The 16,508-nt window shown below is 64.7% G+C and carries 21 protein-coding genes and 1 tRNA gene; 12 read left to right on the top strand and 10 right to left on the bottom strand.

The window, feature by feature from the left end:
- The first annotated feature begins 9 nt into the window (after positions 1-9).
- Positions 10-426, top strand: a complete 417-nt coding sequence (locus tag AB7532_RS21545) for a hypothetical protein (RefSeq protein ID WP_441236733.1) — start codon at positions 10-12, stop codon at positions 424-426.
- A gap of 11 nt (positions 427-437) precedes the next feature.
- On the opposite strand, the gene AB7532_RS21540 is transcribed toward AB7532_RS21545, so the two are convergent.
- Complete coding sequence (locus AB7532_RS21540; RefSeq protein ID WP_441236732.1) at positions 438-1,289, bottom strand: LysR family transcriptional regulator; 852 nt, start codon at positions 1,287-1,289, stop codon at positions 438-440.
- Between the two features lie 113 nt (positions 1,290-1,402).
- Here AB7532_RS21540 and AB7532_RS21535 point away from each other — a divergent pair, with 113 nt between their 5' ends.
- Complete coding sequence (locus AB7532_RS21535; protein WP_441236731.1) at positions 1,403-1,825, top strand: tautomerase family protein; 423 nt, start codon at positions 1,403-1,405, stop codon at positions 1,823-1,825.
- A 42-nt stretch (positions 1,826-1,867) separates the two neighbouring features.
- On the opposite strand, the gene AB7532_RS21530 is transcribed toward AB7532_RS21535, so the two are convergent.
- Positions 1,868-2,581 carry a DNA helicase gene (locus AB7532_RS21530; RefSeq protein WP_441236730.1) on the bottom strand — a complete coding sequence of 238 codons (714 nt, stop codon included), beginning with the start codon at positions 2,579-2,581 and terminating at the stop codon, positions 1,868-1,870.
- A gap of 199 nt (positions 2,582-2,780) precedes the next feature.
- Positions 2,781-3,518, bottom strand: coding sequence for a lipoyl(octanoyl) transferase LipB (gene lipB / locus AB7532_RS21525; protein ID WP_441236729.1), 738 nt, complete (start codon positions 3,516-3,518; stop codon positions 2,781-2,783).
- Between the two features lie 81 nt (positions 3,519-3,599).
- Between lipB and AB7532_RS21520 the strand changes: the two genes are divergently transcribed.
- Both AB7532_RS21520 and AB7532_RS21515 read left to right on the top strand, forming a co-directional pair.
- On the top strand, positions 3,600-3,842 hold the full coding sequence (locus AB7532_RS21520) for a FliM/FliN family flagellar motor switch protein (RefSeq protein ID WP_008141759.1): 243 nt from the start codon (positions 3,600-3,602) through the stop codon (positions 3,840-3,842).
- A 181-nt stretch (positions 3,843-4,023) separates the two neighbouring features.
- Positions 4,024-4,108, top strand: a tRNA-Leu gene (locus AB7532_RS21515).
- Positions 4,109-4,117: 9 nt separating this feature from the next.
- On the opposite strand, the gene AB7532_RS21510 is transcribed toward AB7532_RS21515, so the two are convergent.
- The 3 genes from AB7532_RS21510 to AB7532_RS21500 form a co-directional block, all read right to left on the bottom strand.
- Positions 4,118-4,303, bottom strand: a complete 186-nt coding sequence (locus AB7532_RS21510; protein WP_441236728.1) for a hypothetical protein — start codon at positions 4,301-4,303, stop codon at positions 4,118-4,120.
- Positions 4,300-5,520 (bottom strand): zinc metallochaperone GTPase ZigA, encoded by a 1,221-nt coding sequence (gene zigA / locus AB7532_RS21505; RefSeq protein ID WP_441236727.1) that lies wholly within the window; start codon positions 5,518-5,520, stop codon positions 4,300-4,302. The genes AB7532_RS21510 and zigA overlap by 4 nt, the downstream gene beginning before the upstream one ends.
- Positions 5,521-5,744: 224 nt before the next feature.
- On the bottom strand, positions 5,745-6,002 hold the full coding sequence (locus AB7532_RS21500; RefSeq protein WP_441236726.1) for a hypothetical protein: 258 nt from the start codon (positions 6,000-6,002) through the stop codon (positions 5,745-5,747).
- A gap of 217 nt (positions 6,003-6,219) precedes the next feature.
- Here AB7532_RS21500 and AB7532_RS21495 point away from each other — a divergent pair, with 217 nt between their 5' ends.
- Positions 6,220-6,594 carry a hypothetical protein gene (locus tag AB7532_RS21495; RefSeq protein WP_441236725.1) on the top strand — a complete coding sequence of 125 codons (375 nt, stop codon included), beginning with the start codon at positions 6,220-6,222 and terminating at the stop codon, positions 6,592-6,594.
- 3 nt (positions 6,595-6,597) lie between these two features.
- Here AB7532_RS21495 and AB7532_RS21490 read toward each other — a convergent pair whose 3' ends face one another.
- The gene (locus tag AB7532_RS21490; protein ID WP_441236724.1) at positions 6,598-7,869 is read right to left on the bottom strand and encodes a polysaccharide deacetylase family protein; all 1,272 of its coding nucleotides are present in this window, start codon (positions 7,867-7,869) and stop codon (positions 6,598-6,600) included.
- Positions 7,870-8,030: 161 nt separating this feature from the next.
- Complete coding sequence (locus tag AB7532_RS21485; RefSeq protein ID WP_441236723.1) at positions 8,031-8,804, bottom strand: polysaccharide deacetylase family protein; 774 nt, start codon at positions 8,802-8,804, stop codon at positions 8,031-8,033.
- 115 nt (positions 8,805-8,919) lie between these two features.
- Between AB7532_RS21485 and mgtE the strand changes: the two genes are divergently transcribed.
- The 4 genes from mgtE (at position 8,920) to AB7532_RS21465 (ending at position 12,865) form a co-directional block, all read left to right on the top strand.
- On the top strand, positions 8,920-10,341 hold the full coding sequence (gene mgtE, locus AB7532_RS21480) for a magnesium transporter (protein ID WP_441236722.1): 1,422 nt from the start codon (positions 8,920-8,922) through the stop codon (positions 10,339-10,341).
- Between the two features lie 236 nt (positions 10,342-10,577).
- Complete coding sequence (locus AB7532_RS21475; RefSeq protein WP_441236721.1) at positions 10,578-10,874, top strand: helix-turn-helix domain-containing protein; 297 nt, start codon at positions 10,578-10,580, stop codon at positions 10,872-10,874.
- 124 nt (positions 10,875-10,998) lie between these two features.
- Positions 10,999-11,817 carry an aldo/keto reductase gene (locus AB7532_RS21470; protein ID WP_441236720.1) on the top strand — a complete coding sequence of 273 codons (819 nt, stop codon included), beginning with the start codon at positions 10,999-11,001 and terminating at the stop codon, positions 11,815-11,817.
- A 49-nt stretch (positions 11,818-11,866) separates the two neighbouring features.
- The gene (locus AB7532_RS21465) at positions 11,867-12,865 is read left to right on the top strand and encodes a hypothetical protein (protein WP_441236719.1); all 999 of its coding nucleotides are present in this window, start codon (positions 11,867-11,869) and stop codon (positions 12,863-12,865) included.
- A gap of 9 nt (positions 12,866-12,874) precedes the next feature.
- On the opposite strand, the gene AB7532_RS21460 is transcribed toward AB7532_RS21465, so the two are convergent.
- Together AB7532_RS21460 and AB7532_RS21455 are read right to left on the bottom strand one after the other, a co-directional pair.
- Positions 12,875-13,729 carry a hypothetical protein gene (locus tag AB7532_RS21460; protein ID WP_441236718.1) on the bottom strand — a complete coding sequence of 285 codons (855 nt, stop codon included), beginning with the start codon at positions 13,727-13,729 and terminating at the stop codon, positions 12,875-12,877.
- Between the two features lie 336 nt (positions 13,730-14,065).
- Positions 14,066-14,782: a DUF599 domain-containing protein gene (locus AB7532_RS21455; RefSeq protein WP_441236717.1), complete on the bottom strand. Its 717-nt coding sequence runs from the start codon at positions 14,780-14,782 to the stop codon at positions 14,066-14,068.
- A gap of 122 nt (positions 14,783-14,904) precedes the next feature.
- Between AB7532_RS21455 and AB7532_RS21450 the strand changes: the two genes are divergently transcribed.
- The 3 genes from AB7532_RS21450 (at position 14,905) to AB7532_RS21440 (ending at position 16,407) form a co-directional block, all read left to right on the top strand.
- A complete protein-coding gene (locus tag AB7532_RS21450; RefSeq protein ID WP_441236716.1) occupies positions 14,905-15,561 on the top strand; it encodes a glutathione S-transferase family protein in 657 nt (218 codons plus the stop codon).
- A 30-nt stretch (positions 15,562-15,591) separates the two neighbouring features.
- Positions 15,592-16,014 carry a YidB family protein gene (locus AB7532_RS21445; protein ID WP_441239331.1) on the top strand — a complete coding sequence of 141 codons (423 nt, stop codon included), beginning with the start codon at positions 15,592-15,594 and terminating at the stop codon, positions 16,012-16,014.
- A gap of 189 nt (positions 16,015-16,203) precedes the next feature.
- On the top strand, positions 16,204-16,407 hold the full coding sequence (locus tag AB7532_RS21440; protein WP_084292202.1) for a hypothetical protein: 204 nt from the start codon (positions 16,204-16,206) through the stop codon (positions 16,405-16,407).
- Positions 16,408-16,508: the final 101 nt, after the last annotated feature.

Genomic DNA, 16,508 nt, shown 5'->3' with positions numbered 1-16,508 from the left:
GGTGATGTCATGTCGTGCGATGCATGTCCCCGCGCTGTGAATGGCTGGTTTCGTGGGTGTCTGACGGCGTCGATTGTGCTGGATGTGGTGATATTCGCCACCCTTGCGTTGATCGCACCTGAGCGTAGCGCGAAGCAGATCGTGGATGACACGTTTGCAGCGTCGCTCTTCGTCTTCCCGCTGACGCTGTTGATCACGTGCGTTCTGACCGGGCCTCCAGCGGCCATCCTGGTCTGGCTCGCCGAGCGTTTGCGCATCCGCACCATTTGGTTCTACGCGGTGTCAGGCGTCGCGGTCGGCGCGCTGTTTTGTGCGCTACTCTTCCGGGAGATCGGCTCGCTCGGCGCGGCGTTTGTTCTCGCAGGTGGCCCGGCTGGGATCGTTTACTGGAGTGTGGCGGGCAAGTATGCGGGGAGAGAGGAATAGCGGTCCGAGCGTTAGGACGCCACACTCTTGAACGTCGCCGCCACCGTGCGCAGCGCCGCGAGCTTGGCGGGATCGCTGACCTTCGAATGCAGCATCACCTTCGAGCTGCCGAGCTTCGGCAGCTTGTGCGCTGGCCCGATGTCGACCAGCCCGGGCGGCGCGATCCGCCGCGCCAGCGGCGCAATTGCAAGCCCTGCAAGTGCGGCTGCGACCACCGCCGTGACGCCGCCGCCGACAAATCGTTCCCGCCAGGCAATGCCGGCCTTGTCGAGCGCGCGCACCGCGATGGCGCGAACGCCGCAGGGCGGGGCCAGCGTCGCAAGCGGAAGTGCCTCGCCCTTCGGCAGGACAAAGCGCCGTGACGCGAACCAGCCGAACTCATCCTCGGTCAGCTTCTCGCCGCCGCGGCGGCTGCCTTCCTGACGGACGATCACCGCATCCAGCTCGCCCGAATCATAGGCATCCTGCATCTCGCGGGAGAAGCCGATGGTGACGGCGAGCGCGAGATTTGACGACATCGCGTGCAGGCGTTCGAGCAGCGGCACCAATTCGGGGCCTGCGGCGTGATCGGAGATGCCGAGCGAGAGCGACTGCGCGGTTGAAGCCTCGCTCGACAGCGCGCGGTCATGCGCTTCCATCAGCGCGCGGGCGCGACCGAGGAACGCCGCGCCGTCGGCCGTGAGCCGGACCGCGCGGGGCGAACGTTCGACGAGGCGCTTGCCCAGCAGCGCCTCAAGCCGCTGGAGCTTCAGGCTGACGGCTGCCTGCGTCGTGCCGAGCGCCTCGGCCGCCCGCGTAAAGCTCTGGAGGTCGGCGACCAGCAGGAAGGCCTTGATGGTGGCGATGTCGAGTGTTGCTGTCATTATGATTGATTATCACTGGTATCAGAAAGGATAAGATACCAAAATGATGACGGGAGGTCTAGCTTCTCATCAACGCCGCGCAAGACCTGCGCAGCATTTTGAGGAGAACGACCATGCCCCTGATCACCGTGTCCTACACCACGTCGCGCCAATCGCCGTCGCTGAAGGCGGACATTGCGAATGCGGTGTCCGAGCTCACCGCAAAAATCCTGCACAAGGATCCCAAGGTCACCGCCATCATCGTGAAGTCGGTCGATGCGAACGACTGGTTCGCCGGCGGCAGGTCGCTCGCCGAGCAGAAGCTCGCCAGCTACTGGATCGACATCCATGTCAGCGAAGGCACCAACACCAAGGACGAGAAGGCGTCCTATCTCGCCGCGATGTTCAAGCGCATGGCCGATATCCTCGGCCCGCTGCATCCCGAGACCTATCTGCATGTCGACGAGGTCAAGAGCGATGCCTACGGCTTTGGCGGCCTGACGCAGGAGCGGCGCTACATCGCCGGCAAGCTCGAAATGTCGCTGGCTGCTGCGTGAGGCCGCAAGCCGCGGGTGAGCGATCTCACCCGCGGCCTGTCATCAGCTTGCTGCGCGGAACTGCACTTCGGCGTTGTTGATGAAGCACGTCTTGTCGAACAGCTTCAGGTCCAGCGGGTTCGGTAATCTGACATCGCTGATGTCGGGGCAGGGCTTGACCGAGGGATCATAGGACCGGTCGATCTGCGAGATGAAGACGACGATCAGCCCCTTGTCGCGCGCGAATGATTTCAGCGCGTGCACCTGAACGGTCAGGTCAGGATTTTCCCGCCTCTGGTCGAGCAACTGCAGATAGTCGATCACCACGACCGTGCCGCGCGGCGCAGCCGCCATTTGCTTGACGACGTAATCGGCGCTGATCGCGTCGGAGCAATCGACCTCGAAGAGTTGATCGAACTGTGCCGGGTTCGCGCCGATCGCACGAAAGCGCTCGAAGACGTCCTTCTCGGTGTATTCGAGCGAGAAGAACGCGGCGCGATGCCCCGATTTCATCGCTTCGACCGCGAGTTCGAGGCTCATCAACGTCTTGCCGTGACCGGGACGCGCCCCGACCAGCACGAGATCGCCCGGCTTGAATTGCGGGAAAAGCCTGTTGGCGGGCGAGAGTGCGGCGGCCTTCGCCGCAAGCATGCTCCAGGCGGAAAACCCTTCCGTCGTGGCGATGCGGTCAAGCGCGTCGTGCAGCGGAATGCCTTCCTCGCGCGACAGGCGTTTTGCCTTTCGCTTCAGATGATAGATGGGTGCAGACAGCTTCATCAAGAGAACCTCCCATTGCGAGCTGAAACGCAATCCCTCCTTATGCCCAGTGCTCGAACAGTCGGTCCGATGATCAACTCGCCCGGCATGAGGTCTGCTTTCCCGGCGGAGGGGGGAGGCGTGGGCGACGCCGGAAACGAGCATAACCGATTCCACCGTGCGCGGAGAGCACGCGCGGTCGGGCTCGAACAGGAAAATGTTAGACCACCACCTCTGGCACCAACGCCTTGGTCGCCCCGAACAACGCCTCGAACGCCTGCCGCAGCGCGATGTCGACATCGGCCATCGACACGAGCTGGCCAAAGTCCACCAGCGACGTCACGCCGTAGCGGGGATCGGCGACGCCGCAGGGCACGATGCCGGCGAAATGGGACAGCTCCGGCTCGACATTGATGGCAATGCCATGGAAGGAGACCCAGCGCTTCAGCCGCACGCCTATGGCCGCGATCTTGTCCTCATGCTCAAGCCCCTTGTCCGGGCGCCTCACCCAGACGCCGACCCGGTCCTCGCGCCGCTCGCCGCGGACGTTGAAGGCGGCGAGCGTGCGCAGAATCAGTTCCTCCAGGCTCGCGACATAGGCCCGCACGTCGGGCCGGCGCCGCTTGAGGTCGAGCATGACGTAGGCCACCCGCTGGCCGGGCCCGTGGTAGGTGAGCTGCCCGCCGCGCCCGGTGGCGAAGGTCGGGAATCGGGGATTGAGCAGGTCGCTGTCCTTGCCGGAGGTGCCGGAGGTGTAGAGCGGGGGGTGTTCGAGCAGCCAGACCAGTTCCGGGGCCTCGCCCGCGGCAATCGCGGCGACGCGCGCCTCCATGACGGCGACGGCCTCCGGATAAGGCACCGGCGCGTCCGAGATTCGCCATTCGACGGGCTCGCCGCCAGAGGCGGAAAACGACGCCAAATCGAGCTCTTGGCGGGGGTTTTGGGGCGAATTAACCATTGGCTAACCATAACGTGGTGAACATCACGGGAGCAAATACCAAGTCCTTTGGTTTAGTCCCAAGTTGCGGCGGTCCTGACAGTGCCCACTCTCGATAAAGTCACCGTGGATCTCATGGTCGTCCTCGGAACGACCACCATGCCGATCCATCAAGTATTACGTCTTTCCCGCGGCGCCATCATCGAGCTGGACGCAACCGAGGCCGACGAGGTCAAGGTTCTCGCCAACAATTTGCCGGTCGCTTCCGGTGTCGTTCTGGTCGACCGCAACAGAATCGCGGTCGAGGTCAAGCAGATGCTGCCGCGCACGCAGGGGACGCGGTAGCGCCTTGGCCACGCGGTCACGGCTTCGGGGACCCGATAGGGCCGATCCGGACGGGGATAAGGACTTTCCTGCCAAGCTTGTGGAATTCAGGGGCCTTGCAGGCTTGTATCCCCCTGATGGATTTGTTAGATCGGCGACCGCTGATCCGGCCAGCCTAACGACCTCAGGCCGGTATCTCCTTGCGCTCGTGGCGGAATTGGTAGACGCGCTGCCTTGAGGTGGCAGTGGGTAACACCGTGGGGGTTCGAGTCCCTCCGAGCGCACCACCTCATCCCTTATCGTTGTTTTGGCTTGATTTCGGCGACCGCCTCGTGCGGAGCCCTTGGGCCTGCATCATCGTCGGCGGGCTCGCCGAGAGCTGTCACCGGCGGAAAAATGCTGTCGTAGATGGCACGCGCCTCACGAATGAGGCGCTCCCGCTCGCGTTCGGATTTCGGAACGAATCGAACGACGTTGCTCATGCGTGCTCCGCCCGGGTGCTTTCATCCGCGCGGCGCCAGACGGGGAAGGGGTCTGCGAGCTTGGCCCATTCCGCAACGTTCATCGCCGGCTTGCCAGGGACGAGGCAGGCGTCCAGGCGTGCACGGAGCGAGGCTTGGTCCATTCCGGTGCCGATGAACACGATCTCCTGGCGGCGATCGCCATAGACGTCGTTCCAGTTCGCGCGCAGCCGCTGCCGCCAGAACGGATCGTCCGGCCATCTCTCCACGGGCACGCTCGCCCACCAGAAGCCCAGCGCCTCAGTGCGCGTGATCGAGCCGGCCTGGCTGATCTCGCCGAGCCATTGCGGGCGCGTCGCCAGCCAGAAGTGTCCCTTGGCGCGAATGACGCCGGGCCAGGACTCCCTGACGAACTCGTCGAACTTCCCGGGATCGAACGGCCGGCGCGCGCGATAGACGAAGTTTGTCACGCCGTATTCCTCGGTTTCGGGCACGTGATCCGCGAAGCCGTAGAGCTCCTTGAACCAGAGCGGATGCGCTTGCGCCTTTTCGAAGTCGAATCGGCCGGTGTCGAGAATGCGATCGAAAGCGACGCGGCTATGATTGGCTTCGATCAAATCCGCTTCCGGATTGAGGGCGCGGATGATCTGACGCGCCGCTTCGCGCTGCGCGGGCGAGGCGTCGTCGATCTTGTTGAGAACGATCACGTCGGCAAATTCGATCTGCTCCACGAGGAGATCGACCAGCGTGCGCTTGTCGTTCTCCAGCGCTTCGCCGCGCTGCTCCAGGAAATCCGTCGACGAATAATCCTTCAGCAGGTTCACCGCGTCGACCACGGTGACCATGGTGTCGATACGCGCGACGTCGGAGAGGCTTTCGCCGTCCTCGGTACGGAAATCGAAGGTCGCCGCGACCGGCAGCGGCTCCGAGATGCCGGTGGATTCGATCAGCAGATAGTCGAAGCGGCCGTTTTCGGCGAGGGCGCGGACCTCCTTCAACAGATCGTCGCGCAGCGTGCAGCAGATGCAGCCGTTCGTCATCTCGACCAGCTTCTCATTGGTCCGGGACAGGTTCGCACCGCCATCGCGCACCAGATCCGCATCGATGTTCACCTCGCTCATGTCGTTGACGATCACCGCCACCTTCAGGCCGTGCCGGTTGTTCAGGACGTGGTTCAGCAAAGTGGTCTTTCCAGCCCCGAGGAAGCCGGACAAGACGGCGACGGGGAGTTTTGGCATTGAGATCGAAGAGCCTTTTCAAGGGGATAGGACGGCGACGCGTGGTTTGGGGCATTGGAACCAGATATGTAATGTTATAACATTACATTCGTTGGCGGCGCCGGCGTCAAGCCGTTTTGCGGCTCAGCTGACATTCATGGGACTATTGAGGTGGATGCCCGTTGCCGCGACCGGCAACTAACTCGGCTCAAGGCAGCAGCGCGCGCGCAGGATCGGCGGCGTACTCAGCCATATTCCTCGCCGATCCCGTATTCCCGGTAGATCTCGAGCGGATCCGATTCCGGGAACAGGCGGCATTTGGCCTGGGCGAGGTGCAAGCTCACCGCCGACGGCTCCTTGCCGTTCGAAAGCATCTTGCGGATGTCGTCCATATGCGCGCTCGGCTGGTGCTTTGCCTCGAGCTGCTCCAGCGCGACCAGCGCGGTCGCAAGCGCCTCGGTCAGGACCCAGTCGTCGTGGCCCGTGATTCCCTTTTTCGGCATCGGCAGACCCCACATGCGATGGCTGTGCGAGTGTACCGTAGCTTGCGTCGAATCTCCATCGAGCTGGCCGGCAACCTCGCGTCTGCGTGGAACATGCCGCCAGCGGTCCTCTCGCTTGCATTATGACCGCGCGTGGCTAAAAGGCGGCCGGCAATCGTATCCTTGTTGAAACGAAGTTGGCGTAGACGGGGTCGCACCGCTCAGGGCTGGAGCCAGCATGGTCTTTCTTAGTTTCGTCTATCGCTTCGTGACCAACTTCGCGTTCATGGCGATGGTCTATTTCAGCCTGAACTTCATGGAGAAATACCAGAACCGGGCGATCATCGCGATCCTCGTGCTGGTCTATGCCGGCATGCGTGCGGCCTCCACGCTCCGTGCATTCTACTTCTACCAGAAGATCGAGAAGCTGGAGGCCGAGACGAAGCGCCTGCAGGGCCCGATCAATGACGGCTCGGGCGGAACGGCGGGACGTAAGCAGGTCGTGGCTGACGTGGCGCGGCTGCGCCGGGACGGCGAGCTGAAGTCCTATATGGACCTGTTCTTCCTGGCTCTGATCGTGCTGCTCTGCGTCGCCGCCATCATGCGGCAGTAGAAATTACTGCGCGCGCTTTTTCAGGCTCGCCACCCGGGTCGGGTGTGACGCGGCGCCTTTGGGTGAGGTGCCCTTGGCCTGTGCGGCGTGCTTGGGGGCGCCGTGCGCGGCATGTGCGGCGCCGGGAGCGTGCGGCTTGCCGCCTTTGCTCTTGGCGGCGCGAGGCGTCTGGGACGCCATTGCCAGCCGCGTCGCGGCGCGCCGCGAGAGGGTCGTGGACAACAGCACCTCGACCGAGCCCTCGGGGATCGCGAACAGATCGCGGCCGGGGACGGGAAGGGTGGATGCAACATCCATCTGCGCCTTGGTCCGGCGCGGCAGCAGCGGCTGATGCACGGCTTGCGCATTCAGGTCGGCCAGCGCAGGCGCCGGCAGCGTCGCAGTCTGCATGAACGTGAAGCCAGGGACGCGCGGCCAGCGCGCGATCGGCACGGTCTCGGTCGGCGGATGCAGCAGCCACTCCACCGCCGTCGTCGGCGTCGCCGGGCGATCGGCGGTCGCGGGCACCACATGCACGATGCGATAGCCCTTTGCCTTGAGGTCGCGGATGATCCTCGGCAGCGCCGCCACGGTGCGGGCCTGGATGTCGTGCAGCAGCAGGATGCCTTTGCCCTTGGCCTCCAGCCGCTGCATCGCGAGCTGGTAGACGCGGTCGGACGACACATGCCGCCAGTCGTCGGCGGGGAAGTCGGCGCTCCAGACCTGGATGCCGCGCGAGATCAGATGGCTCTCGACGCCTTCGGCGCGCATCAGGCCGGGAATGCGGAAGAACGGCGCGAGCTGCTTCGATGGATCGGTCATCGCGGCCGACGTCCACGCGATGCCGCCGTCGATCTCGGCCTCGGCCTTCTCGATCGGCATCCGGTCGAAGGTCAGCGGATGGTTCATGCTGTGGGTGCCGACGGTGTGGCCGGCCGCAATCAGCTTGCGCACGCCTTCGGGGTTCGCCTTGGCCTGCTGGCCGATGATGAAGAACGTCGCCTTGATGCACTCGTCGTCGAGCATCTTGAGGATCTGGTTGGAATATTTCGGCAGCGGACCGTCGTCGAAGGTCAGGACGACTTCATGGTCCTTCAACGGCAGCGTCTCGCGATACTGCATGGTGCCGATCAGCGGATGCTCACGCGGATCGACCACAAGGGTGCGGGAGATCCCGAGCGCGTCGGGATGGCCGGGGCATTCGGCTGCGAGCGCCGCCGGCGAACCGATGGCCAGCATTCCAAGACAGAGGACGATCCACGACCGCGTCCGAAAAACAACGCCACTTCCGATCATGAACCCCGTCTGCCCTCATACGCGATTGCCGCTATGGTAAGTCGGAGAGGCCCGGAAACGGTTCAGGCACAAGCCCCCTTCCATGTTTGCATGGCGTAGCATGAACAGACTGTTAATAGGGCCCAGATCACCCCATTTTGCGCCGGCGTGACATTCCGGCATCAACGCGCGTCGGCGCTCTTCTGTGACGTGCCCGCCGGCACGATATGGACGACGCGGTAGTTGTTTTCCCTGAGGTATCGCAGGAAGGCCGGCATGATCGCGGCCGTGCGTGCCTTGGGGTCGTGGAACAGGATGATGCCCTTGCCGGCCGCAGCCAGGCGCTCGGTGACCAGCTTCAACTCCTGCTCCGGCGTCATCTCGTTCCAGTCGCTGGCCCACAGATCAGCCCCGAACACGACGATGCCGCGCGACTCGAGCAGGTCGAGCTGCGCCGGCGTGGACTCGAAATAGGGGAAGCGGAAGAACGGCGTCGAAGGTGTCGTCGTTGAGACGCCCTTGAGCGCCATCTCGTCGGCGGCGATGCCGCGGTCGATCTCAGCCTTCGCCTTGTCGAACGGGATCCGCGCCATGAACGGGTGCGACCAGGTGTGGTGGCCGATGGTGTGGCCTTCGCGCGCGATGCGCTTGACCATGTCGGGATGCTGCGAGGCGTGCAAACCGATCAGAAAGAAGGTCGCGCGCACGCATTCCTGCGCCAGTGCCGCCAGCACCTTCGAGGTCGTCGGCGGGTTCGGGCCGTCGTCGAAGGTCAGCACGACCTCGTGATCGGCAAGCGCCAGCGTCTGCGGAAAGCTCTTCAGGCCCACGCGCGGCGTGGTCCTGGCATCGACGCTCAGAATGCGAGACGTGCCGAGCGCATCCTTGCGCGGGCACTCGGCGGCCTCCGTCGAGGCGATGCCGATGAGGGCCGTGAGGGCCGCAGCCATCGACATCGAAGTCCACCTCAGTCGAAGCATCTTTGTCATTGCGCTCAGAGTTGCCTTGTGGGTATTGCCTGACCGTCAGCCCAGACCACGCGTTCCAACCAGTCAAACGGCGAGGCCCACCATGGATGAACATATGGACGGTGCGCCAGCCGCTGCGGATTCGGTACTCGACCACGTGCCGATGCGCAATGAAGACGGCGAAATCCGGCACGAATTCGTCGAGGAAATCGCCCATGCGATCGAGGCTGGCGACAGCGCGTCGCTGCGCGCCTGTGTCGCGGAGCTGCACGAGGCCGATCTCGGCGATCTGATCGTAGCCCTTGAACCCGATGATCGCGTCCGCCTGGTCGAGCTGACAGGGCGTGACTTCGACTTTTCGGCACTGAACGAAGTCGACGAGACCGTGCGCGACGACATTCTCGAGGAGCTGCCGCCGGAGACGGTCGCCGAGGGTGTCCGCGAGCTCGAATCCGACGATGCGGTCGAGCTGCTGGAGACCCTCGACGAGGCCGAGCAGGAGGAGATCCTCGAGAAGCTGCCCTTGCAAGAGCGCGTCGCGCTCGAGCGCAGCCTGCTGTATCCGGAAAATTCCGCCGGCCGCCGCATGCAGACCGAGTTCATCGCGGTGCCGCAGGATTTTACCGTGGGCCAGGCGATCGACTATATGCGCGAGACGCCGGATCTGCCCGACCGTTTCTACGAGATCTATGTCGTCGACAAGGACCAGCACTGGCAGGGCGCGATCTCGCTCGACGTGCTGCTGCGCGCCCGCCGTCCGGTGGCGCTGGCCGAGCTGACCGACGAGGATCGCCGCCGCGTCTCCGTCCTGGAGGACCAGGAGGAGGTGGCGCGCATGTTCGGCAAGTACAATCTCGTCGCCGCGCCCGTGCTCGATACTCAGGATCGCCTCGTCGGCGTCATCACCGTCGACGACGTGGTCGACGTGATCGAGGAGGAGGCGGACGAGGACCTCAAGGCGCTCGGCGGCGTCAACAGCGACGAAGAACTCTCCGACACCGTGTTCACCATTGCGCGCGCGCGGTTCAACTGGCTGCTGGTCAATCTGGCCACCGCTTTCCTGGCGTCCTCCGTGCTCGGCCTGTTCGAGGGCCAGCTGGAAAAGATGGTGGCGCTCGCCGTGCTCGCCCCGATCGTGGCGAGCCAAGGCGGCAATGCCGCGACCCAGACCATGACGGTCGCGGTGCGGGCGCTGGCGACGCGCGAGCTCGGCTCCTCCAACGCCTGGCGCGTGGTGATGCGCGAAGGCATGGTCGGCCTCGTCAACGGGCTCGCCTTCGCCGTGATCACCGGCATCGCCGCGGTGGCCTGGTTCAAGATCCCGGGCCTCGGCATCGTCATCGGCCTTGCCATCATCGTGAACCTCTTCGCCGGCGCGCTCGGCGGCATCCTGATCCCGATGGCGCTCGAACGTGTGCGGGCCGATCCGGCGGTGGCGTCAGGCACCTTCGTCACCACGGTGACCGACGTGGTCGGCTTCTTCTCCTTCCTCGGCATCGCGACGCTCTGGTTCGGGTTGAAGTAAGGGAGGCGCATTCTCTCCTCGTCATTGCGAGCGAAGCGAAGCAATCCAGAATCTCTCCGCGGCGGCAGTCTGGATTGCGTCGTCGCAAGGCTCCTCGCAATGACGGGGATAGGCAACGGGGCCGCCTCACTTTCGCGTCCCCGGCACGCTGCGCCGCGTCCAGGGCTCCCGACCATCATCTTTAATCCGACCTTAAGCGACCTGCCGCATCATCGCCTGCGCTTGGGGGACTGGACATGCGGTTGCGGCTGAAGGCGGACGGACGGGTCGTCGAGTTGCGGGACGGGCAGGAATTTCCGGTCCAGCCTGCGACGAATGCTGCACCTGGCGACACCAGTTCGCTCGCCGTGCGCGATCTGCGCCGTCGTGCCTGCCTCACCCAGATGGAGTTCGCCGCAAAACTCGGCGTTCCCGTCGAGACCATCCGCAACTGGGAGCAGGGCAAGCGCGCCCCGCGGGGACCGGCCCGCGCGCTGCTCGCGGTGATCGCCCATGCGCCGGACACCGTATTCCAGGCGCTCGCCAAAGCTTGACGTCGAGGCCTGAAACGAACCTGCCGTTAGCATTGCGCTGAACATCTGGCCCTGCATCCGTTGGCAGTGTCATGCGGCGGGTCCATAATGACGCCTTAGGCGACCGCAACAGAGAGGATTCCTCATGCTGTTCGTCGAGGCCAATGGCGCAAGGATACCGTCGATCGGGCTCGGGACCTGGGAGCTGAGCGGGCGCACCTGCGCGCGCGTGGTCGAGCAGGCGTTGCGGCTCGGCTACCGGCACATCGACACCGCGCAGGTCTATGAAAATGAGCGCGAGGTCGGCGACGGCGTGCGCTCTTCCGGGGTGCGCCGCGACGACATCTTCCTGACGACAAAAGTCTGGACCAACCATTTCGCGCCGCACGATCTCGAACGCTCGGTCAAGGAGAGCCTGGCGCGCATGCGGCTTTCCTCCGTCGATCTCCTGCTGCTGCACTGGCCCAATTCGCACGTGCCGCTGGAGGAGACGCTGGGCGCGCTGTCGCATGCCAAGCGCATGGGCCTGACCCGTCACATCGGCGTCTCCAACTTCACGGTGGCGCTGGTCGAGCAGGCGGTGGCGCTCTCGCCGGAGCCGCTGGTCTGCAACCAGGTCGAATATCATCCTTATCTCGACCAGGCGAAGGTGAGGGCGGCCTGCGACCAGCACGGCCTCGCGCTGGTCGCCTACAGCCCGATCGCCAAGGGCCGGATCAAGGCCGACCAGACGCTGGCGGCCATCGGCCGCGCGCATCACAAGAGCCCGGCGCAAATCTGCCTGCGCTGGCTGGTGCAACAGAATGCGTCCGCAATTCCGCGCACCTCGCGGGTCGAACGCCTGTCGGAAAACATCGATATCTTCGATTTCGAGCTCTCGGACGACGAGATGGCCGAGATCGCCGCGCTGGCCAGCCCCAAGGGCCGCCTGACCGATTTTGGCTTCGCGCCGAAATGGGATTGAGGGGCCGTTCCTGTATGCTAGGAGCAGGGCGGCAACCCAAGATCGGGCGATGGAACTGCGGAAGCTCATACGGACGGACATCGCGGCATCGGCGATCGCGCATCTGACGCTGGTGGCGCTGATCATCGTGATCAGCGAAGTCCATCCGTTTCGCAGCCAGGCGCCCGAGACCGTCTCCGTTGATATCGTCACGCCGGAGCAGGTGAAGCAGGAAGAGGCCAAGGCGGAGGAGAAGGCCCAAGAGGAGGCGAAGGAGAAGCCGCCGGAGCCGAAACCCGACCTGAAGCTGCCGAAGATCGATTTTACCGACAAGTCGGAAGCAGCGTCGAAGCCGGCCGCCAAGCAGCAGGCCTCGCCTGAACCGCAGCAGCCAGCGCAGCAGAAGCAGCCACAGCCACAGCCCTCACAGGCGCCGAAGCAGCGCGAGGCCAACGTCCAGCCTCAATCGCAGCCTCAGCAGTCGCAGCCGCCGCAACAGCTGCCACCGCAATCGCAGCCGATCCCGCAGCAGCCGCAGCCCCAGGCGATGCAGCCGCCGCCGATGCCGCAACCACCGCCGCAACAGTCTTCGCCGGCGATGCCGCCGCCGGAGGCCGCGCCGCCACCGGCCTATCAGGCGCCGGAGCCCGACGTCACCGTCAAGTACGGCGTCCTTCTGGGCCTGCCGCCCGAATTGCCTGGAGAGCTGCCGAAAGACGCGCCCAAGGACGACGGCGGCGACGCCAAGGATTCAATTGCCGCCAAGCTGCCGCCCGAGGTCATCGCCGCGCTTCGCCGCCACCTGAGAAGCTGTGCCAAGTTGCCGGCGGGGGTTAGTCCGACCGATGCCGTCAACATCAAGCTGCGCACGGTGTTCGCCACCGACGGCACGCTGGCGCGCGAGCCGATCCTGATCGAAGCCCCGCCATCCGTGAAGGGCGTGGCCCTCGTGAAGTCCGCGATGGCGGCGCTCCAGGCCTGCCAGCCCTACAAGATGCTGCCGGCCAATTTGTACGGCGAATGGAAGATCATGGACCTGCCGTTCAGCCCGCGGGATTTCGGGTCGTAGCCCGTTCGATCATGTTCGGTGGTTATCCGCGAGCCAGGTGAAGGCTGCCAGAATTCCCGGCAGCTGCAGATCGTGGCGAAGCCTGCCGGACGCCGGCAGGAGGCGGTGGTCCACGGCGACGCCGACCCCGCGCAACGCCTCGACATAGGCGGTCTGAACCGACGCCGAGACGCGCTGATCGTGCGGGTCGGTCAGCGCGATGATCTTTTGCGGGGGATGACGCGCGACCTCGGCGACATGATCGATGGGATCGAGGAAATCGCTGTGGCCGGTGATGTCGGCGATCCAGCCGTTCTCGCAGTTTCGCTGTGCGACCGCCGTATTGCCCGAGGTGATCACCGCGCAACCGATATCGTCGCGGCGCGCGATCAACGCGGCCACGAGATGGCCGCCGCCGGATTGGCCGACCAGATTGAGACGATGCCAGCCGAAATGCGCCTTGAGCCGGCTGAGCGCCGCATCGACCAGCGCGACCTCACGCGGCCGCCGCCGGTCGAGATGATGCCCCGTTGAGCCCAGGATGCCCGGGCGCGCAAGGTGGACATAGGGACGATGGAAGCTCGCGCTCAGCTGTTCGGTCAACGCCTGCACGTCGTAGGCCGTTGCCACGACGTACCACTCGTTGGCCACGACCTCGTCGCCGCGCTTCTCCACGGCATCACCGCGCAGGAAGATGACGGGATCGGCCGGTGCACCCTCAGGCGCAGCGCCGTAGAAAGCGAGAACGTCGGGCTTGCCGTCGACCTCGACGCGCACGCGTCCCGCACCGTCGCCATCGGACGAGGAGCATTCAACGCCGCGAACCACGTCAGCCCCGGAGAAAGGCGTTGTCGGCAGATCGGCGAGGATTGGAAAACTGATCATGGCCGGGATTTGCGCGGAAACTCGCGCTCGATGTCAAGCCGTGCGTGCGTGAGCTTGGTCACGCGGGTGGCGTATGTCTTATACGCTGCCATTGAGGATGCAGCGAGGCAATCCAGAATCCCTCCGCGGAAGGATTCTGGATTGCTTCGCTGCGCTCGCAATGACGAAGGGGAGAGAGTCTGCGCCTCAACTGCCGCTCTCGTGCCCCGGACGCAGCGCATCACGAAGTGGTGCGCTGCAGAGCCGGGGCCCATGTCTCGCAGCAGTCCCTGTGGCATGGGTCCCGGCTCTGCGCACCGTTACTACGCGCCGCAGCGCGTCCGGGACACGAGAGGATCAACGGCCACGCTTCCGCACGTCCTCACCAGTCACCACCTCCGGTGCCATCGCCTCCCACGCGCTCGACGCGAACTGCCGCCGCCATGTCACGATCACCACTGCCGCAGTTGTCACGAACAGCACCCAGGGGCTGACGAACCAGCCGAGATAGCCGAGCGCGAAGAAGAAGGCGCGCTGGCCGCGGTTGAAATGGCGGCCGGCGGATTCGAACAGGCGCGTGGTGCGGATGACGTGGGCCTCGGCCTCCGCCGTGTCGCGCATGGAGGCCGGCGGCATGCCGCCGAACAGGATCGCGACGTAGTTGAACAGACGGTAGGACCAGGCGAACTTGAAGAAGGCGTAGACGCAGATCAGCACGAGGCCAACGCATTTCAGCTCCCACAGCGCGGGCGTGGGGCTGAGGTCGACCGGCAGCTTGCTCAGGATCGCGATGGCGTCGTTGGTGGCATGCAGCAGCGCCAGCGCGCCGCCGAGCGCGATCAGGCTGGTGGACGCGAAGAAGGCGGTGCCGTTCTGGAGCGAGGCCATGATCTGCATGTCGACCATGCGCGCGTCGCGGTCGAGCAGGCGGCGCACCCAGACCTCGCGATAGCGGTTCATCCGCGCCGACAGGCTGTCGCGGCCATAGGCCGAGTGCTCCAGCGTCAGGGCATAGACCAGCCATTCGACGATGAAGAAGCCGACCGCGGTGATGTCGACCCAATGCCTGCTCATGTCGTGCTCCTCAGGGATCGCAACGATTGCCACGCATGCCGGCGTGCGGCAACGATTGATTGGCGACAGGCGATGGCGCTAAAAGCAGCCGCATCCGAAGGACTGAAGGAAGGACCGGTGACATGGCAGCGCTCAAGCTCGCGATCGGCAACAAGAACTACTCGTCATGGTCGATGCTGCCCTGGCTTGCGCTCCGCGCCAACGACATCCCGTTCGTGGAAACCGTCATCCCGCTCTACACCGACAACCCCGCCGACAAGGAGCAGATCCTGTCGTTCAGCCGCGCCGGCAAGGTGCCGGTGCTAGTCGACGGCGACATCACGGTGTGGGACTCGCTCAGCATCATCGAATACATCGCCGAGCGCTTTCCGGACGTGAAGCTGTGGCCCGACGACGTCGCGGCCCGCGCCCATGCCCGTTCGGTCTCTGCCGAGATGCATTCCGGCTTCATGGCCTTGCGCAACGAATGCGGCATGAACCTGCACCGGCCCATACGCCCCGTGACGCTGTCGGCCGACGCCAGGGCCAACATCGCGCGCATTCAGGAGATCTGGCGCGACTGCCGGGCGCGCTACGGCGGGCCGTTCCTGTTCGGTCGCTTCGGTGCGGCCGATGCGATGTATGCCCCGGTCGTGCACCGCTTCCGCACCTACGCCATCGAGGTCACGCCGGAGACCAGGGCCTACATGGACACCATGATGGCGCTGCCGGCGTTTCAGGAGTGGACGCGTGAGGGGATCGCCGAAACGCTTGTCATCGAACGGTTCGAGACTGTCTAACCCGCGAATGTGATCGAGCGCCGCTTGACGATCAGCAAGCCGGCGGCGCTCAATTGCAGCGAGAGGCAAGGAAAGGGCACGGTCATGGGAATCCTGGACTCGCTGGAGAACAACCCCGCATTCCGCAGCGCGCTCGGCCAGCTCGGTGCCTCCGTGCTGCCGGCCGTGCTGAACGAGGTGCTCGGCAGCAGCAATCAGGGCGGCCTCAGCGCAATCGTTGCGAAGCTTCAGCAGTCGGGCTTGGGCGATCAGGTCAAATCCTGGCTCGGCAACGGCCAGAACCTGCCGATCTCGGCCGATCAGCTCCGCGCCGTACTCGGCAATGATACCGTTCGGCAGCTCGCTGCCCGCTACAACATCCCGGTCGACCAGCTCGGCCAGATTTTGGCCCAGGAACTGCCTAAGGCGGTGGACCACGCCAGCCCCGACGGGCATTTGCCCCATACGGCCTGACCGGCCGGTTCCAGCGGTATTACGAGCCGCGCGGTTCCCCCACTATCACCCTGAAAATGCTGCCGGATCGGCCCGTTTGCCATGCCTGTATACTGCTGGCCAAAACGCCGCATCGCGTGTTATACAGCTGCCGGGTTTCCGGCCGGCCGACGCAGTGGGACCATGGGCGAGGCAGGCGCTGTTTGAGTGATGGAGAGGGTGTTGAAGCACAAATTCCCGATTGGAACGCGCGTGTTGTTCACGGCCAGCAACGTCGCGCGCCCGGCTGCGAGCGGTTCGTATGAAATCATTCGCCTGCTGCCGACGGACGGTGACGACTGCCAGTACCGCATCAAGAGCTCGACCGAAGCCTTCGAACGCGTCGCCAAGGAAAGCCAGCTCGCACAGTCCTGATCGGCCGGGCCGGCGCATCAGCCGTCGTTCAACGATTTATATTTCCCGCCGTCAAAAGGCCCGCTTCACCTCACCAAGGTGCGGCGGGAGCAGTTGCCGAT

Origin of the sequence: Bradyrhizobium sp. 930_D9_N1_4, from assembly GCF_052076015.1 — a bacterium.
Taxonomy (GTDB): Bacteria; Pseudomonadota; Alphaproteobacteria; order Rhizobiales; family Xanthobacteraceae; genus Bradyrhizobium.
The sequence above is the reverse complement of the archived record's forward strand: the minus strand, read 5'-3'. Positions and strand labels throughout refer to the sequence as shown.